The organism is Streptomyces sp. NPDC048637 (genome assembly GCF_040650675.1).
Taxonomy (GTDB): Bacteria; Actinomycetota; Actinomycetes; order Streptomycetales; family Streptomycetaceae; genus Streptomyces.
This window is the reverse complement of the sequence record NZ_JBEZHQ010000003.1, coordinates 348,413-370,631: the sequence shown is the minus strand read 5'-3', so window position 1 is coordinate 370,631 and position 22,219 is coordinate 348,413. Positions and strand designations below refer to the sequence as shown.

At 71.3% G+C, this 22,219-nt stretch carries 22 protein-coding genes; 18 read left to right on the top strand and 4 right to left on the bottom strand.

Annotated elements, in window-relative coordinates; translation table 11 throughout:
- The first annotated feature begins 23 nt into the window (after positions 1-23).
- From AB0C46_RS06855 to AB0C46_RS06815, 9 genes are all read left to right on the top strand, one after another.
- Positions 24-1,112 carry a mandelate racemase/muconate lactonizing enzyme family protein gene (locus AB0C46_RS06855; RefSeq protein WP_362826252.1) on the top strand — a complete coding sequence of 363 codons (1,089 nt, stop codon included), beginning with the start codon at positions 24-26 and terminating at the stop codon, positions 1,110-1,112.
- A complete protein-coding gene (locus AB0C46_RS06850) occupies positions 1,109-2,188 on the top strand; it encodes an ABC transporter permease (protein WP_362826250.1) in 1,080 nt (359 codons plus the stop codon). Before AB0C46_RS06855 ends, AB0C46_RS06850 begins: the two co-directional genes overlap by 4 nt.
- Positions 2,185-3,261 (top strand): ABC transporter permease, encoded by a 1,077-nt coding sequence (locus AB0C46_RS06845; RefSeq protein ID WP_362826248.1) that lies wholly within the window; start codon positions 2,185-2,187, stop codon positions 3,259-3,261. Before AB0C46_RS06850 ends, AB0C46_RS06845 begins: the two co-directional genes overlap by 4 nt.
- Positions 3,258-4,802, top strand: a complete 1,545-nt coding sequence (locus tag AB0C46_RS06840; RefSeq protein ID WP_362826246.1) for a sugar ABC transporter ATP-binding protein — start codon at positions 3,258-3,260, stop codon at positions 4,800-4,802. The genes AB0C46_RS06845 and AB0C46_RS06840 overlap by 4 nt, the downstream gene beginning before the upstream one ends.
- The gene (locus tag AB0C46_RS06835) at positions 4,799-5,122 is read left to right on the top strand and encodes an L-rhamnose mutarotase (RefSeq protein WP_362826245.1); all 324 of its coding nucleotides are present in this window, start codon (positions 4,799-4,801) and stop codon (positions 5,120-5,122) included. The genes AB0C46_RS06840 and AB0C46_RS06835 overlap by 4 nt, the downstream gene beginning before the upstream one ends.
- 107 nt (positions 5,123-5,229) lie before the next feature.
- Positions 5,230-6,081 carry a fumarylacetoacetate hydrolase family protein gene (locus AB0C46_RS06830; protein WP_362826244.1) on the top strand — a complete coding sequence of 284 codons (852 nt, stop codon included), beginning with the start codon at positions 5,230-5,232 and terminating at the stop codon, positions 6,079-6,081.
- Between the two features lie 67 nt (positions 6,082-6,148).
- Positions 6,149-6,952: an SDR family oxidoreductase gene (locus AB0C46_RS06825; protein WP_362826242.1), complete on the top strand. Its 804-nt coding sequence runs from the start codon at positions 6,149-6,151 to the stop codon at positions 6,950-6,952.
- Between the two features lie 5 nt (positions 6,953-6,957).
- On the top strand, positions 6,958-7,989 hold the full coding sequence (locus tag AB0C46_RS06820; RefSeq protein ID WP_362826240.1) for an aldo/keto reductase: 1,032 nt from the start codon (positions 6,958-6,960) through the stop codon (positions 7,987-7,989).
- A gap of 2 nt (positions 7,990-7,991) precedes the next feature.
- Positions 7,992-8,855: an amidohydrolase family protein gene (locus AB0C46_RS06815; protein WP_362826239.1), complete on the top strand. Its 864-nt coding sequence runs from the start codon at positions 7,992-7,994 to the stop codon at positions 8,853-8,855.
- Positions 8,856-8,919: 64 nt separating this feature from the next.
- On the opposite strand, the gene AB0C46_RS06810 is transcribed toward AB0C46_RS06815, so the two are convergent.
- On the bottom strand, positions 8,920-9,636 hold the full coding sequence (locus AB0C46_RS06810; protein ID WP_362826238.1) for a GntR family transcriptional regulator: 717 nt from the start codon (positions 9,634-9,636) through the stop codon (positions 8,920-8,922).
- Between the two features lie 568 nt (positions 9,637-10,204).
- Between AB0C46_RS06810 and purB the strand changes: the two genes are divergently transcribed.
- The 5 genes from purB (at position 10,205) to AB0C46_RS06785 (ending at position 15,616) form a co-directional block, all read left to right on the top strand.
- Positions 10,205-11,638 carry an adenylosuccinate lyase gene (gene purB / locus AB0C46_RS06805; RefSeq protein WP_362826445.1) on the top strand — a complete coding sequence of 478 codons (1,434 nt, stop codon included), beginning with the start codon at positions 10,205-10,207 and terminating at the stop codon, positions 11,636-11,638.
- An 11-nt stretch (positions 11,639-11,649) separates the two neighbouring features.
- Complete coding sequence (gene mug, locus AB0C46_RS06800) at positions 11,650-12,207, top strand: G/U mismatch-specific DNA glycosylase (protein WP_362826236.1); 558 nt, start codon at positions 11,650-11,652, stop codon at positions 12,205-12,207.
- A 164-nt stretch (positions 12,208-12,371) separates the two neighbouring features.
- Positions 12,372-13,250, top strand: a complete 879-nt coding sequence (locus tag AB0C46_RS06795; protein WP_362826444.1) for an alkaline phosphatase family protein — start codon at positions 12,372-12,374, stop codon at positions 13,248-13,250.
- Between the two features lie 3 nt (positions 13,251-13,253).
- Positions 13,254-14,588, top strand: coding sequence for an MFS transporter (locus AB0C46_RS06790; protein WP_362826235.1), 1,335 nt, complete (start codon positions 13,254-13,256; stop codon positions 14,586-14,588).
- Between the two features lie 11 nt (positions 14,589-14,599).
- Complete coding sequence (locus AB0C46_RS06785; RefSeq protein WP_362826442.1) at positions 14,600-15,616, top strand: TolB-like translocation protein; 1,017 nt, start codon at positions 14,600-14,602, stop codon at positions 15,614-15,616.
- On the opposite strand, the gene AB0C46_RS06780 is transcribed toward AB0C46_RS06785, so the two are convergent.
- Positions 15,613-16,050, bottom strand: coding sequence for a hypothetical protein (locus AB0C46_RS06780; RefSeq protein WP_362826233.1), 438 nt, complete (start codon positions 16,048-16,050; stop codon positions 15,613-15,615). The two genes, AB0C46_RS06785 and AB0C46_RS06780, sit on opposite strands and share 4 nt — an antisense overlap.
- A gap of 277 nt (positions 16,051-16,327) precedes the next feature.
- On the opposite strand from AB0C46_RS06780, the gene AB0C46_RS06775 reads away from it, so the two are divergent.
- The 3 genes from AB0C46_RS06775 (at position 16,328) to AB0C46_RS06765 (ending at position 19,480) form a co-directional block, all read left to right on the top strand.
- Complete coding sequence (locus AB0C46_RS06775; RefSeq protein ID WP_362826232.1) at positions 16,328-17,566, top strand: histidine kinase; 1,239 nt, start codon at positions 16,328-16,330, stop codon at positions 17,564-17,566.
- A gap of 4 nt (positions 17,567-17,570) precedes the next feature.
- Positions 17,571-18,221, top strand: coding sequence for a response regulator transcription factor (locus AB0C46_RS06770; protein WP_362826230.1), 651 nt, complete (start codon positions 17,571-17,573; stop codon positions 18,219-18,221).
- Positions 18,222-18,307: 86 nt separating this feature from the next.
- Positions 18,308-19,480, top strand: coding sequence for an ROK family transcriptional regulator (locus AB0C46_RS06765; RefSeq protein ID WP_362826229.1), 1,173 nt, complete (start codon positions 18,308-18,310; stop codon positions 19,478-19,480).
- 222 nt (positions 19,481-19,702) lie between these two features.
- On the opposite strand, the gene AB0C46_RS06760 is transcribed toward AB0C46_RS06765, so the two are convergent.
- A complete protein-coding gene (locus tag AB0C46_RS06760) occupies positions 19,703-20,449 on the bottom strand; it encodes a GntR family transcriptional regulator (RefSeq protein WP_362826227.1) in 747 nt (248 codons plus the stop codon).
- A 255-nt stretch (positions 20,450-20,704) separates the two neighbouring features.
- Between AB0C46_RS06760 and AB0C46_RS06755 the strand changes: the two genes are divergently transcribed.
- A complete protein-coding gene (locus tag AB0C46_RS06755) occupies positions 20,705-21,370 on the top strand; it encodes an aspartate/glutamate racemase family protein (protein WP_362826225.1) in 666 nt (221 codons plus the stop codon).
- Here AB0C46_RS06755 and AB0C46_RS06750 read toward each other — a convergent pair.
- Positions 21,322-22,215: an RNA polymerase sigma-70 factor gene (locus AB0C46_RS06750; protein WP_362826440.1), complete on the bottom strand. Its 894-nt coding sequence runs from the start codon at positions 22,213-22,215 to the stop codon at positions 21,322-21,324. The genes AB0C46_RS06755 and AB0C46_RS06750 overlap by 49 nt on opposite strands.
- Between the last annotated feature and the right edge of the window lie 4 nt (positions 22,216-22,219).

The following is a 22,219-nucleotide window of genomic DNA, read 5'->3' as shown; positions in this document are numbered from 1 at the left end:
CCACAGAAAGCGGACATCACGAGATGAGCATCATCACGACCGCCACGGCCAAGCTGGCCGACATCGCCGTGGAGACGGACCGCACCGACGCGGTGCAGTCCTTCCTCAAGCAGGAGACGGTACTCGTCGACATCACCACGGCGGACGGCAGCGCGGGGACCGGCTACGCCTACACCATCGGCACCGGCGGAACCTCCGTACTGGCCCTGTTGCGGGACCACCTGCTGCCCGTCCTCATCGGGCAGGACGCGCGCAATGTCGAGGCGCTGTGGCAGCGGCTGTTTGCCCTGACCCGTGCGACCACCACCGGAGCCATCACCTCGCTCGCGCTTGCCGCCGTCGACACCGCACTGTGGGACGTGCGCTGCAAGCGCGCGGGCGAGCCGCTGTGGCGGCTGGCCGGCGGCCACCGCCAGGAAGTTCCGGTCTACGACACCGAGGGCGGCTGGCTCCACCTGACCACCGACGAACTGGTGAAGGGCGCGCTCCAGGCCCAGGAAGCCGGCTGGGCCGGTGTCAAGATCAAGGTGGGCAAGCCGCACGCCGCCGAGGACGCGGAGCGCCTGCGCGCCGTACGGGAGGCCGTCGGCTCCTCACTGCACCTCATGACGGACGCCAACCAGTCGCAGACGATGTCCTCGGCCCTCCAGCTGGCAGCCGCGCTGGAGCCCTACGACCCTTACTGGATCGAGGAGCCCCTGCCGGCGGACGACATCAGCGGCCATGCCCGGCTGGCGAATGCGACACGGACTCCCGTCGCCGTCGGCGAGTCCATGTACTCGCTCACGCAATTTCGCAACTACCTCGAAGCGGGCGCCGCTTCCATCGTGCAGGTCGATGTCGCCCGCGTCGGCGGGATCACGCCCTGGCTCAAGGTCGCGCACACGGCGGAGAGCCACAACGTCATGGTATGCCCGCACTTCCTGATGGAACTGCATGTCAGTCTCGCCGCCGCGGTGCCCAACGGCAGGTACGTCGAGCACATCCCGCAGCTGCGCGCCGTCACCCGCAGTCAGCTGACGTTCCGCGAAGGGCTGGCCGTGGCGCCCGACGCCCCGGGGATCGGCATCGACTGGGACGTGGACGCCATCGACAACCGGAGGGTGTCATGAAAGCGCCCGTCATCCCGCCGGACAGTGACACCGGCACCGCCGGGGCCACGTCGTCGCGTGCCGTGCACCGGCTGCCGTTCTGGGTCAATCAGCGGCTTGGCCTGCTTGCGCTCGTCGTCGGCCTCGGTGCCCTGTTCGGCGTGCTGCAGCCGTCGTTCCTCGACGAGCGGCTCGTGCTGTTCCCGCTGCTGCGGGACATCTCGACACTGACTGTGGTGGCGCTCGCCCAGATGGTCGTCCTCTCGGTGGGGCACATGAACCTGGCTGTCGGACGGATGGCCGCCTTCGGAGCCCTGTTCGCGGGATTCGGATACGACCGGCTGGGCCTGCCACTGCCACTGGGTCTGCTGCTGTGCCTGGTCGCCGGAGCCGGCATCGGCGCGCTGACCGGCTGGATCATCACCCGCACGGGAGTGAGTTCCTTCGTCGTGACCCTGGCGATGGACTTCGCACTGCTGGGACTCGTCTCCCTGCTCTACTCGGCCCTGACCGAGAACGCCGCCTTCACCACCAAGCCGTCGGGGCTCGCGGAACTGCGCTCGTACTCGCTGGCCGACATCTGCGCCGGGCCCGTGTGCGGATCCCCGGTCGTACCGCAGCTGGCGCAGTTCACCGTCCTGGCACTGCTCGGCCTGGGTTTCCTGTACGCCTGCACCCGCATCGGCCGGGAGCTGCTGCTCACCGGGGCGAACCCCGCGGCGGCGGAGCTCTCCGGCATTCCCACCGGCCGCCGCGTCATCCTGGCGCACACGCTCTCGGGGCTGCTCGCCGCGCTCGCCGGATTCATGGCCGCCGTCAGCACCGGAACGTTCCGCGCCTCCATCGGGGACGACTTCATGCTGCCCTCGTTCCTCGGCTCGGTGCTCGGCGGCACCCTGCTCACCGGCGGCGTCGTCTCCGTAGTGGGAGTTCTGCTGGGCACGTCCCTGGTCGGCGTCATCCGCAAGGGGCTCGACCTGCTCGGTGTCGGTCTCGAAAGCCTCAATATTTACCTCGGATGCGTACTCCTGCTGGCCCTCTCGGCCGACCGCGTGCGCACCGTCGTCTCCCATCGCAAGGTGGTGCGGTCCACATGATCACAATCCGCGGTCGAGGAGCCCGGGGCGTCGCGGTCCTGCGCCGCTTCTCCCGCTCCACGACGATGACCCTGCTGGGCGTGGTGCTCGCCGGTTACGTCGCCCTGGGGGTGGCCTCCGCCGGCTCGTTCTTCGAGGGTCCCTCGGTGCGCACCTTCCTGCAGTACCTGGCCACCCCTGTCCTCATCGGGCTGGCCCAGATGGTCGCGCTGTGCGTCGGACAGCTCAACCTCGCGGTCGGCGCGCTCGGCGGCTTCACCGCCTGCCTGATGGGCGTCCTCATGGCAGACCAGGGCGTGCCCGCCGGGGTCGCAGTGACAGCCGGTGTGCTGACGGCGACAGTTGTCGGCCTGATGACAGGCCTGTTCATCGTGGCGACGAAGATCAACGGCTTTATCGTCACACTCGGGACGATGACGATCCTCCTGGGAGCGCAGTACCGGCTGGCCGGCACGCGCACCGTCGACGGCTACTCCGCCGGCCTGCGGGACCTCGGCAGGGCGGCCCCGCTGAACGTCCCGCTGGTGTTCATCACGGCTCTGGCCGCTGCGGCCCTGCTCGCCGCCTTCCTCTACCGCAGCACCGCCGGCCGGCGGCTCCTGGCGGCAGGCGGCAACCCGCTGGCAGCCAGGCTGTCGGGCATCTCCACCGAACGGCAGATCGTGCTCGCCCACACCCTGTCGGGGCTCCTGATCGGCGTGGCCGCCCTGACCGCAACGGCGTCACTGCCGGGAGTCAACCGCAGTGTCGGCGGCGACTGGCTGCTGCCCAGCTTTGCGGCTCCCATCATCGGCGGTGTCGCGCTCACCGGAGGTTCGGTCGCGGTGCTCGGCACGGTGCTGGCAGCCTTCGTGATGCGGCTCATCGACGCCACCCGGGCGCAGTTCTCGCTCGACCCGAGCTGGGTGAACTTCCTCATCGGCTTGGTCGTGCTCGGCACGGTCGTCGGCGGCCGTTTCCACCAGACCCGCCTGGAGAAGAAGGGCAGTTCGCGCGGCCGCACACCGCCCGCGCCACCGGAGAGTGCAGCGCCGCCGGCTGCCGTCCTGCCGCACCTGGGAGGTTCCCGATGAGCAACGTCCTTCTCGAATGCCAGGCCATCGTCAAGGTCTTTCCCGGAGTACGGGCCCTGGACGGCGTCGGACTGCACCTCACCGCAGGTTCCGTCCATGCGCTGCTCGGCGAGAACGGCGCGGGAAAGTCCACCCTCATCAAGGTCCTGACCGGGGTGCACACTCCCCACAGTGGCCGTCTCACCTGGTGCGGCGACGAAGTCCACCTGCGCTCGCCACTGGAGGCCACCCGCACCGGCATCGGCGTCGTGCACCAAGAGCGCAATCTGATTCCGGGCTTCTCGGTGGCCGAGAACATCACCTTGCAGAGCCCTCCCTCGCACCACGGTCTCGTCGACCACGCGGCCATGACCGCCCCCGCTCTGACGTGCCTCGGTGAGCTGGGCCTGGATATCGACCCGGACCAGCCGGTCCGTGAACTATCCGTGGCACAACAGCAGTTGGTGGAGATCGCGAAGGCCCTGTACACCGAGAGCCGGGTGCTGCTCCTCGACGAGCCGACCGCTTCCCTCTCCCCGCAGGAGGCGGAGCGCCTGTTCGAGGTCGTCCGGCGGCTGAAGGCCCGGGGGACGTGCGTCGTCTTCGTCAGTCACAAACTGGAGGAGGTGTTCGCCCTCTGCGACACCGTCACCGTGCTGCGCGACGGCAAGTCCGTGCTTGAGTCCTCGCCGCTCGCCGATCACACCCAGGACGACGTGGTCAGCCTCATGGTGGGCCGCGCCCACTCGGCGACCGAAATGCGGCCGCGGGAGGTGGACACGTCCGCTGCGCCGGTGCTCTCGCTCGACAGAGTCTCCAGCGCCGCCGGCCACCGGGACATCAGCCTGGACGTCCGTCCCGGCGAGATCGTCGGTCTGTACGGACTGGTCGGCGCCGGGCGCAGCGAACTGGTCAAGGCCGTGCTCGGCCTCGACCGCGTCACCGGCGGCGAGATCCGGGTGCACGGCAAGCCGGCGCGTATCGCTTCGCCCCGGCAGGCCTTGCATGGCTTCGGCATCGGTTATCTGACCGAGAACCGCAAGGAGGAAGGCGTCTTCCTGGAGCAGCCCATCGTCCGGAACATCACGGTGACGGTGTGGAAGAGGCTGGCGAAGGCGCTCGGGTTTGTCTCCGCACGCGAGGAGCGGGACGTGTCGCACGACCTCGTCGAACGTCTCGGCATCCGCATCTCCGGACTCGGGCAGAACGCCGGTGAGCTGTCCGGTGGCAACCAGCAGAAGGTGAGTCTGGCGAAGTGGCTGGCGGCCGACACGCGGCTGCTCATCGTCGATGAGCCGACAGTCGGTGTCGATGTGCGCACCAAGCACGCCTTCCACGAACTCATCTGGGAGATGGCCCGCGACGGCCTGCCCATTCTGCTGATCAGCAGCGACCTGGCGGAGATGATCACGCTCGCGGACCGGGTGGTCGTGATGGCCGACCACCGGATCCGCGGTGAGGTCGACAACGACCGCGACTACGAGCAGATGAGCAGCAGGATCATCCGTATCATCCACGACCGTGCGATCTCGGCCGTGCGCCCGGAGGCGGTGGAGGCATGATGCGCGTGGCGCAGGTGATCCGAGTCCGCCCGGAAAAGCTCGACGAGTACCGCGCACTGCACCGCGACGTCCCCCAGCCGGTGCTGGACCAGCTGCGGCGCTGCCACATCGCGAACTACTCGATCCACCTGCTCGGCGACCGGCTGTTCAGTTACTTCGAGTACCACGGCGACGACCTGGCCGCGGACATGACCCTCATGGCTGCGGACGAGGCGACGCAGGCCTGGTGGAAACGCACCGCTCCCTGCCAGCAACCCGTGCCGGAGGCCGCGCCGGACGAGTGGTGGGCCTCCATGGAGCAGGTGTTCTTCATGGAGTAGAGCGCAGCACCCCACTTCAGCCTGTGTGCGAACGATCGTCCGCCGCCCCCGGCTCCCTACGACAGCCACCGTTTCGCCCCGCAACGCGCGACCGCAAGGAGAACCACGTGAAACTGCTGCGCATCGGCGCCCCCGGCAAGGAGCGTCCGGCAGTCCGCGACAGCGCCGGACGCACCTACGACCTCTCCGGACTCACCCACGACATCGACGGCCCCTTCCTGGCGGGCGGCGGTGTGGAGCGGGTACGAGTCGCCCTCGGCTCCGGCGAACTGCCCTTGCTGGACCCGGAAGGCATGCGTACAGGCGCACCGGTGGTTCGTCCCGGCAAGGTGGTGTGCATCGGCCTCAACTACCGGGACCACGCGGCGGAAACCGGGGCCGACGTGCCACAGCGACCGGTGGTGTTCATGAAGGACCCGTCCACCGTCATCGGCCCTCACGACACCGTCCTCATCCCGCGCGGCTCGGCCAAGACCGACTGGGAGGTGGAACTCGCGGTGGTGATCGGCCGGCGCGCACGCTATCTCGCCCACCCCTCGGACGCAGCACAGGTGATCGGCGGCTATGCGATCAGCAACGACGTGTCGGAGCGCGCCTTTCAGCTGGAACTCTCGGCGCAGTGGGACCTCGGCAAGTCCTGCGAGACGTTCAATCCGCTCGGGCCCTGGCTCGTGACCGCGGACGAGGTGCCCGATCCGCAGGCGCTCGGTCTGCGGCTGTCCGTCAACGGCGTGCGGCGGCAGGACGGCACGACCAAGGACATGGTCTTCGACGTCGCGTTCCTCGTCTGGTACCTCAGCCAGTACATGGTGCTGGAGCCCGGCGACGTCATCAACACCGGCACCCCCGCCGGAGTCGCCCTCGGCCTGCCGGACACGCCCTACCTCCGGGCCGGTGACACCACCGAACTCGCCATCGACGGTCTCGGCAGCCAACGCCAGACCTTCGAACAGGCATGAAGGGACGGCGGACAGGAACGGGCCCGAGGAGGCGACGGGATGAAGCGGCATGACGGAAGGGGCGGACATGAATGGGTATGACGGCCGCGACGCCCGGATCGGGGAATGCGCACCGGTCAGGGAACTCTCCGGACTCAAAGCCCTGGTCACCGGCGGGGCTTCCGGTATCGGACTGGCCACGGCAAGGCTGCTCGCTGCCCGCGGCGCGGACGTCGCCGTGCTCGACCTCGACCCGTCGGCCGTGCCGGAGCCACTGCGCGGCTACCGCGCGGACGTGACGGACGACGCCATGGTGCGGGCCGCGGTGGATGCGGCGGCTTCGGACCTCACGGGCCTCGATATCGTGATCAACAACGCGGGCATCGGGGCCGTCGGCACCGTCGAGGACGGTGCCGACGACCAGTGGCACCGTGTCTTCGACGTGAACGTCATGGGCGTGGTGCGCACGACCCGGGCGGCACTGCCCCACCTCAGGGCCTCCTCTCACGCCGCGCTCGTCAACGTCTGCTCGATCGCCGCCACGGCGGGCCTGCCCCAGCGGGCGCTGTACAGCGCGAGCAAGGGCGCGGTCCAGTCGCTGACGCTGGCCATGGCCGCGGACCACGTACGGGAGGGCATCCGGGTCAACTGCGTGAACCCCGGCACGGCGGACACTCCGTGGGTGGGCCGCCTCCTCGACCAGGCCGCGGACCCCGCCGCGGAGCGCGCCGCGCTCAACGCCCGTCAGCCCTTGGGCCGCCTCATTACGGCTGACGAAGTGGCCGCCGCCATCGTCTACTTGGCCTCACCGGCCGCCGCCTCGGTCACCGGCGCCGTCCTCGCGGTGGACGGCGGGATGCAGGGGCTGCGCCTGCGGCCGGCGGGACAGTGACGGGCATGCACCGCGCCGTTCACGCCACGGAATTTCCGCGCCGCACCCTGGGGCGCAGTGAAGTCGCCGTCACCTCCCTGGGGTTCGGCGCCGCCGCCATCGCCGGCCTCTTCTCCCCTGTCGGCGAGGACGAGGCCGCCGCTGCGGTCGAAGCGGCCTGGGACGCGGGCATCCGCTACTTCGACACCGCCCCGCACTACGGTCTGGGTCTGTCGGAGCACAGACTCGGCGCCGTACTGCGCACCAAGCCCCGGGACACCTACACCGTCTCGACCAAGGTCGGGCGGTTGCTCGTCCCCATCGAAGGCGGCGGGCACGAGGGAGACCCGGGAGACGACCTCGCCCACGGTTTCGCCGTACCCGCGACCCACCACCGGCTGTGGGACTTCAGCGCCGACGGCGTCCGCCGTTCGCTGGAGGAGAGCCTGACCCGGCTCGGCCTCGACCGCGTCGACCTCGTGCTGCTGCACGACCCCGACGACCACGAGGAGCAGGCGTTCCGGGACGCGTATCCCGCGCTGGAAGAACTGCGGTCCCAGGGCGTGGTCGGCGCGATCGGCGCGGGCATGAACCAGAGCCGCATGCTGACCCGCTTCCTTGAGGACACCGATGTCGACGCCGTGCTGTGCGCCGGCCGCTACACCCTGCTGGAACAGACGGCCCTGGGTGAACTCCTGCCCGCCGCCGCGGCGCGCGGCAAGAGTGTGATCGTCGGAGGCGTGTTCAACTCCGGCCTGCTGGCCGACCCGAAGCCCGAAGCCACCTACGACTACACCGCCGCTCCGAGACCTCTGGTGAGCCGTGCGCTGCGGATGCGGACCGTCGCCGAGGAACACGGGGTGCCACTGCGCGCCGCCGCACTGCGCTTCCCCTTCGGGCACCCGGCTGTCGCCTCCGTCCTCACGGGGGCGCGCTCGGCATCTCAGGTCCACGACACTGTCGTACAGCTGGATCGCGTGATCCCCGACGGGATGTGGCAGGCGCTGCGGAGCCAGGGCCTGCTGCCGCCTCACGTGCCAGTGCCGAAGAGGAGATAGTCATGCGCATCATCGACGCACACCACCACCTCTGGGACCTGGACGTACGCGACCAGGAGTGGATCACCGGGACCGAACTCGCCCCACTACGGCGTTCGTTCACCTTGGAGGACTTCGAGACCGAAGCCCGGTCGGCCGGGATCGCCGCAGGCGTCCTGGTGCAAACGGTGGCCGTGACCGAGGAGACCCCGGAGTTCTTGTCCCTGGCTGCCGGCAGCGATCTCATCGGTGCGGTCGTCGGATGGACGGACCTCACCTCGCCCGGCATCAGCGACGAACTTGCCCGCCTGCGGGGCCTTCCCGGAGGAGAGTTCCTGCGGGGCATCCGCCACCAGGTACAGGGCGAGCCCGACCCGCGATGGCTCACCCGGCCGGATGTGCTGCGTGGGTTGCGCGCGGTGGCAGCCGCAGGTCTCGTCTACGACCTGGTGGTGCTCCCCCACCAACTGCCCGCCGCGATCCAGGCAGCGGCCGCCGTGCCGGAACTGACCTTCGTCCTGGACCACTTGGGCAAGCCGCCCATCTCCTCGCGCGCGGTCGAGCCCTGGTCCGCCGAACTGCGCCGCCTCGCCGCGCTGCCGAACACCGTGTGCAAACTCTCCGGAATGGCCACCGAAGCCGACTGGGCATCGTGGACCGTCGATGATCTGCGCCCCTACGCGGACTCGGCACTGGAGGCATTCGGCCCGCACCGGCTGATGTTCGGCTCCGACTGGCCGGTGTGCACCCTGGCCGCAAGCTGCACCGACGTCATTGCCTACACCCAGGCTCTCACCGCCACACTCACCAGAACCGAGCAATCGGCCGTATGGTCCAGCACCGCCGCCCGGGTCTACCGAATGACGGTGGACCAGCCAGTGCTGTGACGGCTGGTGGTCCACCGGCCAGGCAGGCCCCGCCCTGGCCGAGCTGATGCGGGAAGCCGCGCGGTCAGGCTTCCTCGTCCCGGCTGAGCTGGCGCTGGAGGCTGCGGGAAAGGTGCTCCGCCATCGCTTCGGCCGCGCGGTCGGGATTGCGGCGCAAGATCGCGTGCACCACGCGCTGGTGCTCCGCGAGGGTCGGGTCATCGGTGCCGCAAGCGCTGCTGAGCCTGAAGATGTGCAGATGGGAGTGGAGCCGCTCCACCGCGTCCGCGAGCAGCGGCCGTTGGGATGCCTGTGCGATCGCGTCATGGAAGCGCTGGTCGAGTGCGGCGAAGTCGCGGTAGTCCGCATAGCGCCCGGCAGGCTCTGGGTTGGACTGCATCTCTTCCACGATCCGCTCGATGCCGTCGAGCTGAGCCTCAGTGGCGTTGACCGCAGCGAGAGCGGCTGCTCTCGGTTCCAGCAGCTGCCGCATCTCGAAGAGTTCCTCAAGTCCCTGGCGGGTCAGCAGCTCGGTGGTGCGGTACCCCGACAGCGGCCGCTTCACCACCAGGCCGTCGGACTCCAGTCTGGCCAGTGCCTCCCTGATGGGGGTCGGTGAGACGTTGAGGTCGCGGGCCAGGGCCTCGATGCTGACACGTGCGCCGGGGGTGATCTCATGGTCCATGACCATGGCCTTGATGTTCTCGTAGACGCTGTCCGAGAGAGCCTGACGGGCAGGAGGCAGGTCCCGTCCGTTCCCAGCCCGCGGTGCCCCGGGCGCGGACGTGTCGTGCGGCGGCATCCGGTCTCCTGCTGCTGTTCGGGGCTTGTCGGGGCAGCAACAGTTTACCCAGGTGAGGGCTGCGGCATCGCGGTCCGGACGCAGGACTTCGCAGGCTCTCGCGACCCGGTCCAGAACGTGGATTTGCGTGAGCGGGGCCGGCCAGGGGCCGCATGCGCCCGCCGGCATTCCTCTTCCGGCCCCGGAGTGCCTCGCGCGCTCAGATGACCGGAGATCGTCCGCGTGGATTCGCCGGGGCTCACCCGCGGAAGCTCTCCTGCATGCTCTTGGCTGTGTCAGGGGCTGGCACCACAGGGTCCGGCCCAAGCTGACGGCGCTGCCGGTATCTCCACCTGGTAGAGATACCGGGGCTGAGCCGTAACCCGCTGCCACTGGGGCACCTGGGGCGGGTGGTGCACCGTCCGGTGACAGCCGTCCGGCCAGGCGCCCCGACCTGCTGCCGTACGAGCGCTGACGCCCGCTCTTCGCCGGGCTCCGCACCCGCCGGGCGCGGTTTGGAGGAAAGTACAGCCGGGGCCGGGGCGCTGGCCTGCGCAAACCGCCAGTAGACTCTGACCACGTGACTGCTGTGTCTGCGAAGCCTCGCATCCCCAATGTCCTGGCCGGCCGCTACGCCTCCGCGGAGCTGGCCGTGCTGTGGTCCCCCGAGTACAAGGTCAAGCTGGAGCGGAAGCTGTGGCTTGCCGTGCTGCGTGCACAGAAGGACCTGGGGGTGGAGGTCCCCGAGCAGGCGCTGGCCGACTACGAGCGGGTCCTGGACAACGTCGACCTGGCCTCCATCGCCGAGCGCGAGAAGGTCACCCGGCACGACGTCAAGGCCCGTATCGAGGAGTTCAACGCCCTCGCCGGCCATGAGCAGGTCCACAAGGGCATGACCTCCCGCGACCTGACGGAGAACGTCGAGCAGCTGCAGGTGCGGCTGTCCCTGGAGCTGGTGCGGGACCGTACGGTCGCCGTGCTGGCGCGCCTGGGCTCGCTGGCCGCCCAGAATGCCGAGCTGGTCCTCGCGGGCCGCTCGCACAATGTCGCGGCGCAGGCCACGACGCTGGGCAAGCGCTTCGGGACCGCGGCGGACGAGCTGCTGGTCGCGTACGCCCGGGTGGAGGACCTGCTCACCCGCTACCCGCTGCGCGGGATCAAGGGCCCCGTCGGCACCGCCCAGGACATGCTCGACCTGCTGGGTGGCGACGCCGCCAAGCTCGCCGAACTGGAGCAGCGGATCGCCGCGCACCTCGGCTTCGGCCAGGCCTTCACCTCCGTCGGTCAGGTCTACCCGCGGTCGCTCGACTACGACGTGGTGACCTCGCTGGTGCAGCTGGCCGCCGCCCCCTCCTCGCTGGCCAAGACCATCCGGCTGATGGCCGGGCACGAGCTGGTCACCGAGGGCTTCAAGCCCGGCCAAGTCGGCTCCTCGGCGATGCCGCACAAGATGAACACCCGCTCCTGCGAGCGCGTCAACGGCCTGATGGTGATCCTGCGCGGCTATGCCTCGATGGCCGGTGAGCTCTCCGGTGACCAGTGGAACGAGGGCGATGTGTCCTGCTCCGTGGTGCGCCGGGTCGCCCTGCCGGACTCCTTCTTCGCACTGGACGGCCTGCTGGAGACGTTCCTGACCGTGCTCGACGAGTTCGGCGCCTTCCCCGCCGTCGTCGCCCGCGAGCTGGACCGCTATCTGCCCTTCCTCGCCACGACGAAGGTGCTGATGGGTGCCGTACGCGCCGGTGTGGGCCGCGAGGAGGCGCACGAGGCGATCAAGGAGAACGCGGTCGCGTCGGCGCTGGCCATGCGGGAGCAGGGCGCGGAGCGCAACGAGCTGCTGGACAAGCTGGCCGCGGATGCGCGGATCCCGCTGGACAAGGCGCAGCTGGACGCCCTGATGGCGGACAAGCTCTCCTTCACCGGTGCGGCGGCCGACCAGGTGGCGGCCGTCGTCGCCCGGATCGAGGAGATCACCAAGCAGCACCCGGCGGCCGCGGCGTACACCCCCGGCTCGATCCTCTGACGCGAGGGCCCATGGGCTTCACCCCCGAAGAGCTGGCAGCCGCTCGCGACCGCGTCGTCCCGGACGTGGCCGCGGGCGGCCTGCGGGTGCTCTTCTGCGGTATCAACCCCGGGCTGATGACGGCGGCCACCGGCCACCACTTCGCCCGGCCCGGCAACCGGTTCTGGCCGGTACTGCACGCCGCCGGTTTCACCCCGCGCCAGTTCCGGCCCGCCGAGCAGGAGGAGTTGCTCGCCCATGGCCTGGGCATCACCAATGTCGTGGCGCGGGCGACGGCCAAGGCCGATGAGCTCACCGCGCAGGAGTACCGCGAGGGCGGCCGGCTGCTGGCCGAGAAGGTGGCGCGGCTGCGCCCCCGCTGGCTCGCCGTCGCCGGTGTCACGGCCTACCGCGTCGCCTTCGACGACAAGAAGGCCGCGATCGGGCCACAGCAGCGGATGCTGGGCGGCACCCGCATCTGGGCCCTGCCCAACCCCAGTGGTCTGAACGCCCATTGGACGGTGGCGACCATGGCGGAGGAGTACGGACGGCTGCGTGCCGCGGCGTTCGCGGAGGGCGACGGCGCATAAGGTCGTGCACCGTTCGGCCATCCGTCACCTTGAAGGCATGTACATGGTTACCGGACGGTTCTACTCTGACGCCGCCCGCGCACGCCCCCCACTCCCCTACGGAGACTGCCGTGCCTGCCACGTCCGCGTCGCCTTCCGCCGCCGTGTCCCCCTCCGCCCACCGCATCCGCCGCTCGCGCCGCCGCAAAGTCACCGCGCTCGCCGGGGCGTTCGGCCTCGCCACCGCCGGTCTCGGCATCTGGGCGGGCAACGGCTTCGGCGCCGAGCCGGCCGCGGCCGCCGTGCCCACCCCCGACCATGTCGTCGTGGTGGTCTTCGAGAACCACGCCTACGACCAGGTGGTCGGCAGCTCCAGCGCGCCGTACACCAACTCCCTGGCCTCCGGGGGCGCCAGCCTGACCGCCTCCTATGCCGAGACCCACCCCAGCCAGCCCAACTACTACGCCCTCTTCTCCGGTGACACCCAGGGCGTCACCGACGACAGCTGCGTCGACCCGGGGTTCAGCGACGCCCCCAACCTCGCCTCCGAACTGACGGCGGCCGGCAAATCCTGGGCGAGCTACAACGAGTCGCTGCCGTCCGAGGGCTCGACCACCTGCAAGAGCGGCAAGTACGCGCAGAAGCACAACCCGTGGTTCGGCTTCAGCAACGTCTCCACCAGCTCGGCGCACACCTTCGACGCCTTCCCCGACGACTTCTCGAAGCTGCCCACCGTCTCGTTCGTGGTACCGAACCTGTGCAGCGACATGCACGACTGCTCGGTGTCCACGGGTGACACCTGGCTGAAGAACAACCTCAAGAGCTACGCCGACTGGGCCAAGACCCACAACAGTCTGCTGCTGCTCACCTTCGACGAGGACAACCGGCTCAGCGGCAACCGCATCCCGACCGTCCTGTACGGCCAGCCGGTGCAGGCCGGCTCGACTTCGGCCACCACCTACAACCACTACGACGTGCTGCGCACCCTTGAGGACATGTACGGCACCTCGCACGCGGGCCACGCCGCCGACGCCAAGGACATCAGCGGTATCTGGGCCGGCTGACCCGTGTATCTCGCAGACGGCCGCCCGGCCCCTTCCGCCTCCGTACCGCCGGGTGGCCGGCGCGCCGGCCGAAACCGTCGCGCCCGAGCCGCCGTCCCCTCCACAGTGCTGGTCCTGGGCGTCGTCAGCCTCATCACCGACATCTCCTCGGAGATGATCACGGCCGTGCTCCCGCTGTACCTCGTCGCCGAACTCGGCCTGTCCCCGCTGGGGTTCGGGGTGCTGGACGGGGTCTACAACGGCGTGAGTGCACTGGTCCGGCTGGTGGGCGGCCGGATCTCGGACCGGGGCGGGGGCCGCGGACACAAGGCGGTGGCCGCGGTCGGGTACGGGCTCTCCGCCCTCTGCAAGCCCCTGTTGCTGATGGTGCACTCGTTGCCGCTGATCGGAGCGGTGCTGGCGGTGGACCGGACCGGCAAGGGGCTGCGGACCGCACCACGGGACGCGATGATCTCCCTGGCCGCCGAACCGGCCGCCCGGGGAAGGGCGTTCGGGGTGCACCGGGCGATGGACACCGCGGGCGCACTGTGCGGCCCGCTGGTGGCGTTCGTGCTGCTGCGGGCGGCGGCGGAAGGATATGACGCGGTCTTCACGGTCAGCTTCTGTGTCGCCGTACTGGGCGTGGTCGTCCTCCTGCTGTTCGTCCCGGGCCGGGCCCTGCCCGCCGCGGAGGACACCGCCGGACGGGCCCCGGCCCCGCCCCGGACCCCGGCCCCGCCCCGGACGCCGGTGCGCGCCCTGCTGGGCCGGCCGCAGGTACGCCGGCTGACCGGGTGCGCCGTGCTGCTCGGGCTGACCACCGTCAGCGACTCCTTCCTCTACCTGACCCTGCAGCGGCGGCTGGACCTCCCGGCGGCGTGGTTTCCGCTGCTCCCGCTGGGCACGGCCGCGGCGTTTCTGTCGCTGGCGGTGCCGATGGGAGCGATTGCCGACCGGATCGGCCGGCGGCGGCTCTTCCTGGCCGGGCATCTGGTGCTGCTCTGCGCCTACGGGCTGCTGCTGGCTCCCGTAGGCGGCGGCGTGACGCTGGTCTGTGCCGTGCTCGTGCTGCACGGCACGTTCTACGCGGCGACCGACGGAGTGCTGGCGGCCGCGACCGCCGACGCGGTGCCCGAGGACGCCCGCGGCAGCGGACTGGCGGTGGTGCAGACCGGTCAGACGGCCGCTCGCTTCGTCTGCTCGCTCGCCTTCGGTGCCGCCTGGACCGCCTGGGGCGACCGCACCGCCGTCCTCGCCGCGGCCGTCGGACTGGCCCTGGCCGCGGCCCTCAGCGCCCGGCTGCTGCGCCCGGCCGGACCGGCACCGGCCCCGAACTCCCCCTCGGAGCACACACCGTGAACCGCACCCCGATGAACCGCACCGCGCGCCTGCTCGTCCTGCTCGCCACCGTCCTCGTACTCGGCGGGGTCGCCGTCGGCGCGACCCTGCACGCCGCCGGGCGCGCCGACCGGAAGGACCGCCCACAGTCCGGGGGCCCCGAGGTGGCCTCCGGGCCCGTACGCCTGGACGATCCGCACCACGGTCTCTTCCGCAACATGGCCTGGGGGCCGCACCGCGACGAGATCACCGCGGTACCCGAAGGGCGGCTCACCGGCCCGCGCACCGCGTCCGGAGTCCGCTGCCTGCGGTTCCACGCGGCCTCCGGAACCGGCATCTGTTTGCAGGCCGTGCACGGCCAACTCCGGGACTCCTACCACGCCGTCCTCCTGGACAACCGGCTGCGCGAACTGCGCCACTACGACCTGGCCGGGGCCCCCACCCGTGCCCGGGTCTCCCCCAGCGGCCGCACCGTCGCCTGGACCGTCTTCGTCAGCGGTGACTCCTACGCGGGCACCGCCTTCTCCACCCGTACCTCCGTCGTCGACACCCGCGGCCGGCACCTGGACGCCAATCTGGAGACCTATGCGCTGACCGTCGACGGACACCGGGTCCGCGCCGCCGACATCAATGTCTGGGGCGTCACCTTCGCCGATGACACCCACTTCTACGCCACCGCCGCCACGGCCGGAAAGACCTATCTCGTCCGCGGCAACCGCAACACCAGAACCCTCCGGGCCCTGCACCCCAACGTCGAATGCCCCTCCCTGTCCCCCGACGGCACCCGTATCGCCTACAAGAAGCGCCTCGCGGGCGCCGACCCCGACGCCCCCTGGCGGCTGTACGTCCTCGATCTGCGCACCTTGCGCGAGACCGCGACCGGCGAACACCGCAACATCGACGACCAGGCCGTCTGGCGCGACGGCCACACCCTGGTCTACTCCCTGCCGGGCGACTACGGCTCCGATCTGTGGACCGTCCCCGCCGACGGCACCGGCACCCCGCACCGCCTCCTCTCCGCCGCGCTCGCCCCCGCCTTCTCCCGCTAAACCACCGCCCCCTCCCCCACGGCCACCAGCAGCTGCAAGGGCAGTTCCGGCGCGCCCTGCCCCACCCCCACGCCGATCCAGCGGCCCTGCACCCGCCAGCCGTGCATCCGCGGGACATATCCGCACAGTGTGTCCAGCGGCGGCCGGACCGGCAGACCCCTCGCGGAGCGTGCCAAGTGCACGGCAAGATCCATCACTTCGGGTTTGCCCCACCGTAACGACAGTGCCTGCACCAGCGCCGTCAGCTCGGCCTCGAACTCCTCCGCGGCCTCCGCCACCTCGGCGGCGTCCGCGTCCCAGAACTCCTGGCTGACCCGCAGTCCGGCTATGTGGAAGCCCGGACCGCTTTCGACCAGGGCGGAACGGCCCGGAGCGGCGGGGAAATCCCGGAGCCGCCATCGGTCGATGACGGTGAGATGCGCGTCAATGGTCATGCCGTCAGTAAACCGCCCGGGTCTGACAATTGCCCTGCGCCCGACGCCTCAGACATCTGCGCAGCAGTGACCGCAGCCCCGCCGCCGCTGCCGGCGCCGCCCAGCCGGCGATCACCGCGATGCCCGCCGCGCCACCCCCGGGCGACCGGCGCTCACGCCCGCCTCGCCGAGCAGCGCCCGTCGGCCGTACCCGGTCTCCGGCCTCCCCCGCCATCCCGGGAACGCCTCCCCCGGGCGGGGGAGGCCGCGGACCGGTGGCCGCTGCCACGATGACGGGGTGCCCTCCTCGCTCTCCACCGTTCTCCGCCCGCTCTCCCGGGCCGTCACCTACACCCGCTGGCTGCATCTGCTGATCGCCTCGGTGGCCGGGGTGCTGACCGGCTTCCTGCACAGCGGAACCTTCTTCAGGGGCGGATGTCTGACGTGGCTGTGGATGGGGGCGCTCCCCGCGCCACTGCTCGTACTTGCCGCCCTGATACCGGTGGTCCGCCGCGTCGAGGGGCTCCAGGCCCAACTGCTGCTGACTCCGGGCCCGCACGGCCTCGAAGCGCGCACCGCTTCCGGGATCGCCACGACCCCGTCGGGCTCCTGGAGCGATCGAGGCCGTACGGCGGTGTGGCTGCTGCTGCGGCTCGAGGTGGGCGTTGCCCTGTCGGCCCTGACCGTTCAACTCCCCATGCTGGCCGGGGCGTTCGTGAAGGCTGCCGCAGGACGCCCCACGCACCCCACGTGCCTGCCGGCGATCGAAGCGCCCCACTGGTGGTACGGGCTGCTCGCACCGCTTCCCCTCGTCCTGCTACCGGCCGTCGCCGTCGGGGCGGGCGCACTGACGACCGGCGCCGCACGGCTGCTGCTGGGTCCCTCGGCCGCCGAGCGGCTGGCCGGACTGGAGGCCCGTACGGAGCGCATGCTGGAACACAACCGGCTGGCCCAGGAGCTGCACGATGCGATCGGCCACGCGCTGACGGTCACCGTGGTGCAGGCGGGCGCGGCCCGTGCCGCCGGTTCGCCCGAGTTCACCGAGCGGGCGCTGGCCGCCATCGAGGACACCGGACGCCAGGCGCTGGCCGATCTGGAGCGGGCGCTGCGGCTGCTGCGGGAGGACGCACCGAGACCCGCCGACCGGCCGGCGCTCACCGACACCGAGCGCCTGCTGGAGTCGGCACGGGCCGCGGGTTCGGACCTGCGCGCCGAACTGAGCGGCCCGCTGGAGAGCCTGCCGGGCCCCGTCTCCCGGGAGGGGTACCGGATGCTGCAGGAGGCCCTGACGAATGTGCTGCGGCACGCGGGCCCGGTGCCGGTGTCCGTACGGATCGCCGCCGACGCCGACGCACTGGAACTGGAGATACGCAATCCGCTGCCCGTCCCCTCCCCGGAACCCGGCAGCGGCGACCGCGGCCGTGGTCTGCGCGGCATCCGCGAACGGGCCGCGCTGCTCGGCGGCGAGGCCCGGACCGGACCGGACGGCGGCGAGTGGCGGGTGCGCGCCCGTCTCCCCCTGCGCCAACTACGCTGATCCCGTGCCGATTTCCGTACTCCTGGTCGACGACGAGCCGCTGGTACGCGCGGGGCTGCGCGCCATCCTGGAAGCGCAGTCCGATATCGAGGTGGCGGGCGAGGCGGCCGACGGAGCGTCCGTCGTCCCGCTGGTGCGGAAGCTGCGGCCCGATGTGATCGCCATGGACGTACGGATGCCGCTCCTGGACGGCATCGAGGCGACCCGCGCGGTGCTGCGCTCGGTGCCGGAGCCGCCCCGGATCCTCGTCGTCACCACGTTCGAGGAGGACGAGTACGTCTACGGGGCGCTGCGCGCGGGCGCGGACGGCTTTCTGCTCAAGCGCTCCCGGCCGGCCGAGATCGTGCACGCGGTGCGGCTCGTTGCCGAGGGCGGATCGCTGCTGCTCCCGGCGGCCCTGCGCTCCATGGCGGCCGGCCGCCGCAACGACCGCGCCCGTGCGGACTTCGAGCGGGCAGCGCTCACCGCACGGGAGCAGCAGGTACTGCGGCTGATGTCCCGTGGGCTGTCGAACGCGGAGATCGCCGCCGAGCTCGTCCTGGGGGCCGAGACCGTGAAGACGCATGTCAGCTCGGTGCTGGCGAAGCTGGGGGCCAGGGACCGCACCCAGGCCGTGATCGCCGCGTACGAGTCCGGCTTCGTCGCGCCCGGCTGACCGCGGCGAGCAGCGCCCACGGGACTCGCCGCCCCTCAGGTGACCGGCTACGATCCGCCACACACGCAAAGTGAGGGAGACGGACGTTGGGGCGGCTCACCGGCGGGGATCCGTCCCTGCTGCGACGGATCAACTCCGCGGTGGTGCTGCATGCGCTGCGCGCCGCGGACTCCCCCACGCTCACCGACCTCGTCCAGGTGACGGGGCTGTCCCGGCCGACGGTCGAGGGTGTGGTCGAGGGGCTCATCGAGACCGGGCTGGTGGTGGAGGCGGCCCCCGAGGAGGGTGAGACGCGTCGTCAGGGCCGGCCGGCCCGCCGGTTCCGTTTCCGTACGGAAGCCGGCCATCTGCTGGGCATCGAGATCGGCCCGCACCGCGTCGCGGCCCTGCTGTCCGATCTGGGCGGGCAGGTGCTGGACACCGCGCAGCGCCCCGTGGCGGAGACCGCACCGGCCGACGAGCGGCTGGAGCGGGTCCGTACCGTGGTGGCCGATCTGCTGCGCCGTACGGGCGTGCCCCGCGGATCGCTGCGGGCCGTCGGGGTGGCCGGCCCCGGCATCGTGGAGGCGGACGGCACTGTCCGGCTGAGCACCGCGCTGCCGGGCTGGACGGGACTGCCGCTGGGTGAGCGGCTGCGACGGTCGTTCCGCTGCCCGGTGCTGGTCGAGAACGATGCGAACGCCGCGGCGGTGGCCGAGCACTGGCAGGGCGCAGCGACCGGCTCCGATGACATCGTTTTCGTGCTGGCGGGCCTCAGTCCGGGCGCCGGCTCACTGATCGGCGGACGACTGCACCGCGGATTCGGCGGGGCCGCCGGGGAGATCGGCGCGCTGCATCTGCTCGGCCGGGAGGCGACGCCGGAGAAGCTGCTGTCGACGACCGGGGAGCCGCTGCATCCCCTGGACGAGGCGCAGGTGGCGGCGGTCTTCGCAGCGGCGCGGGACGGTGACACACAGGCGCGGGAGGCGGTGGACCGCTTCATCCGGCGGCTGGTGCACGATGTCGCGGCACTGGTGCTGGCGCTGGACCCGGAGCTGGTGGTGATCGGTGGCTGGGCGGCGGGCCTGGCGGGCGTACTGGAGCCGCTGCGCGGGGAGTTGGCGCGCTACTGTCTGCGCCCGCCGCAGGTCGCCCTGTCGCAGCTCGGCGAGGCGGCGGTGGCCACCGGGGCGCTGCGGCTCGCGCTCGACCACGTGGAGGGCGAACTCTTCGCGGTGGAGGGCACGGTGACGGGGCGTCGTCGGACCGCGGCACGCTGACGGCCCCTCCTGCCCGGCGACACCCTGACGGCCCGCCCGGGGCGGCGGCACGCTGACGGCCCGCCCGGAGCGGCGGCACGGTGAGGGCACCTCCCGAACGGCAGCGCGGTGACGGACGGCGTCGGCCCCGGCGGGCGGCCGCCCCCAACGGCCCACCACAACGGTACGGACCCGCTCCGGAGCATGATCCGGAGCGGGCCCGTACGTCAGCTGCCGGGCGGGTCAGCCCGCGAGCAGGGCGACCGCGTCGCTCTCGCCGAAGGTCAGACGGCAGGTGTCCGCACGGTAGGTGGAGACCGCAACAGCGGTCGTGCGGCCCCCCGAGACATAGCGGGTGGTGACGACCAGGACGGGCGCGCCGGGCAGCCGGTCCAGCTGCTTGGCGTCCTCCGCGCGGGCCGAGCCGAGCTCGACGGTACGGTCCTGGCCCTCCAGGTCCAGCGACTGCAGCTCCTGCAGGACCGCATGGGCGCGGGCCGGACCGCTCAGCGCATCGGTCGCCGGGCACCCGGGGACCGCGCTGGCCGGAACGTACAGCAACTCGGTGGCGAGGGGCCGGCCCTGGGTGACCCGGCTGCGGCGGACGATGTGTATCCGGTCGCCGGCGGCCGTCTCCAGCAGGTGGGTCACCGCGGCGGGCACCGTGTCGCTCTCGACGGCGTCGACCGGCTGCCAGTCGTCACCGGCCGCACCGGGCCAGGTGTGGCGGGCGGGAGCGACGGCGACACCGACGCGGGGCGGTGCGACCGTGGTGCCCACACCGCGGCGGCGCTGGAGTCTGCCTTCCAGCTCCAGCTGTTCGAGCGCCTGCCGCAGTGTGGCCCGTGCGACGCCGAACCGCGCCGCCAGATCACGCTCGTTGGGCAGAATCTCGCCGACCGTGAACTCCGAATCGAGCGCATCGCTGAGCACGGTTTTGAGGTGCCAGTACTTCGGCTCCGGCACCGTTTCGAGCTGCGTGGTCCCCACCCTGTCCTCCGCACTGACCGTTACCGGGGCTGCTCCCCCATGGGACTCGGGCCGCGCGCGGCCGGCAGATGTGGGCCCGCTGCGCGCCCGATTATGAGCGCTTCTTTATTAAAGGTTGTTGCAGTATCCCGACGATATGGCCGCCCTCACCCTTGGTCAAGACCAACCGGTATCCGTTTCGGACCGTCCCGCACGCCCGGACCGGCCGCCCGCCCGCCCGCGCCCTCCGCAGCGCCGCTCGGTACCGTTCCCGGCATGCTCGCTCTGCTGCACACCTCACCCGTCCACGTCCCGGTCTTCGACGCGCTGCGGGACGCGGAGGCCCCCGGCCTGGCGATGCATCACCTCGTACACCCCGAACTCCTCGACCGGGCAAGGGCGCAGGGACCCGACGCCGTCTCGGCGGAGGTCTCCGCCATGCTCGCGGAGGCGGCCGGGCACGGTGCGCGCGCAGCGCTCTGCACCTGCTCGACGATCGGTTCGGTGGCGGAGGCGGCCGGCGCCGCGCTCGGTCTCCCCGTCCTGCGGGTGGACCGTCCGATGGCCGCGGCCGCCGTCGCCGCCGGGCAGCGGATCGCCGTGCTCGCCGCCCTGGAGAGCACCCTCGCCCCTACGGAAGCCCTGATCGCCCAGGAGGCCCAACGGGCCGGCCGCGAGGTCCGGGTGCGTACCGTGCTGGTGCCGGGCGCCTGGGAGCGCTTCGAGAGCGGCGACACCGACGGCTATCTGTCGGCCATTGCCGCCGCGGCACGGGAGATCCGGGACGCCGATGCGATCGTCCTGGCACAGGCTTCCATGGCGCCGGCCGCCGAGGGCCTCGACAGCGGCGTCCCGGTGCTGTCGAGTCCGCGGCTCGGGCTGCGGGCCGCCGCTCAGCAGGCCGCCAGCGACTCCAGCTTCTCGGGGTTGCGGACGATGTAGACGGTCTGGATCCTGCCGTCCGCGATCCCGAGCTGGATGACGGAGTCCGGCACGCCTTCGTGATGCGCCAACAGCGCGATCCCGCCGTTGAGTTCGAGGATGGTGAACTCCAGGCCGGGCGGCACGGACCTGGTGACGCCGAAGAGGAAGCGGGCGACCTTGTCCGCGGACTCGATGATCCGCAGCGGGGCCTTGGCTTTTCCTCCGCTGTCCCCGACGAGCCGGGCGTCCGCCGCCAGCAGGCTCAGCAGCCCGTCCAGGTCGTCGCCGGCCGCCGCGGCCAGGAACCGCTCGGTCAGATCCCGCTGCCGGTCCGGATCGACCTCGAAGCGCGGTTTGCCCTCCTCCACATGCCGCCGGGCGCGTCCCGCCAGTTGGCGGACCGCTGCCTCACTGCGGTCGAGGGTGGTGGCGATCTCCGCATACGGATAGCCGAAGGCCTCACGCAGCACGAACACCGCGCGTTCCAGAGGGGAGAGCGACTCCAGGACGACGAGTACGGCGAGGGTGACCGATTCGGTGAACACCGCCCGCTCGGCGGTGTCCGGGGCGGTGCCGCCGACGTCGGTCCTCAGCGGCTCCGGCAGCCAGGGCCCCACATAGGACTCGCGCCGTGACTGGACCTGGCGCAGCCGGTCGATGGCCAGCCGGGTGGTGATCCGTACGAGAAAGGCGCGCGGCTCACGGACCGCCGTACGGTCCGCGCCCGACCAGCGCAGCCAGGCATCCTGCACCACGTCCTCGGCATCGGCCACCCGGCCGAGCATCCGGTAGGCCACCCCGAACAGTACGGCGCGGTGCTCCTCGAAAACGTCGGTGACCTCGGTAGCGGAATCCTTCAGCACCTCT

Bases quoted from the DNA above. Each gene is read 5' to 3' on its own strand.
- AB0C46_RS06755 (WP_362826225.1), top strand. From the start codon at position 20,705: ATGCTCGCTCTGCTGCACACCTCACCCGTCCACGTCCCGGTCTTCGAC.
- AB0C46_RS06835 (WP_362826245.1), top strand. From the start codon at position 4,799: ATGATGCGCGTGGCGCAGGTGATCCGAGTCCGCCCGGAAAAGCTCGAC.
- AB0C46_RS06780 (WP_362826233.1), bottom strand. From the start codon at position 16,050: ATGACCATTGACGCGCATCTCACCGTCATCGACCGATGGCGGCTCCGG.
- AB0C46_RS06785 (WP_362826442.1), top strand. From the start codon at position 14,600: ATGAACCGCACCGCGCGCCTGCTCGTCCTGCTCGCCACCGTCCTCGTA.
- AB0C46_RS06820 (WP_362826240.1), top strand. From the start codon at position 6,958: ATGCACCGCGCCGTTCACGCCACGGAATTTCCGCGCCGCACCCTGGGG.
- AB0C46_RS06840 (WP_362826246.1), top strand. From the start codon at position 3,258: ATGAGCAACGTCCTTCTCGAATGCCAGGCCATCGTCAAGGTCTTTCCC.
- AB0C46_RS06855 (WP_362826252.1), top strand. From the start codon at position 24: ATGAGCATCATCACGACCGCCACGGCCAAGCTGGCCGACATCGCCGTG.
- AB0C46_RS06825 (WP_362826242.1), top strand. From the start codon at position 6,149: ATGAATGGGTATGACGGCCGCGACGCCCGGATCGGGGAATGCGCACCG.
- AB0C46_RS06815 (WP_362826239.1), top strand. From the start codon at position 7,992: ATGCGCATCATCGACGCACACCACCACCTCTGGGACCTGGACGTACGC.
- AB0C46_RS06845 (WP_362826248.1), top strand. From the start codon at position 2,185: ATGATCACAATCCGCGGTCGAGGAGCCCGGGGCGTCGCGGTCCTGCGC.
- AB0C46_RS06810 (WP_362826238.1), bottom strand. From the start codon at position 9,636: ATGCCGCCGCACGACACGTCCGCGCCCGGGGCACCGCGGGCTGGGAAC.
- mug (WP_362826236.1), top strand. From the start codon at position 11,650: ATGGGCTTCACCCCCGAAGAGCTGGCAGCCGCTCGCGACCGCGTCGTC.
- AB0C46_RS06850 (WP_362826250.1), top strand. From the start codon at position 1,109: ATGAAAGCGCCCGTCATCCCGCCGGACAGTGACACCGGCACCGCCGGG.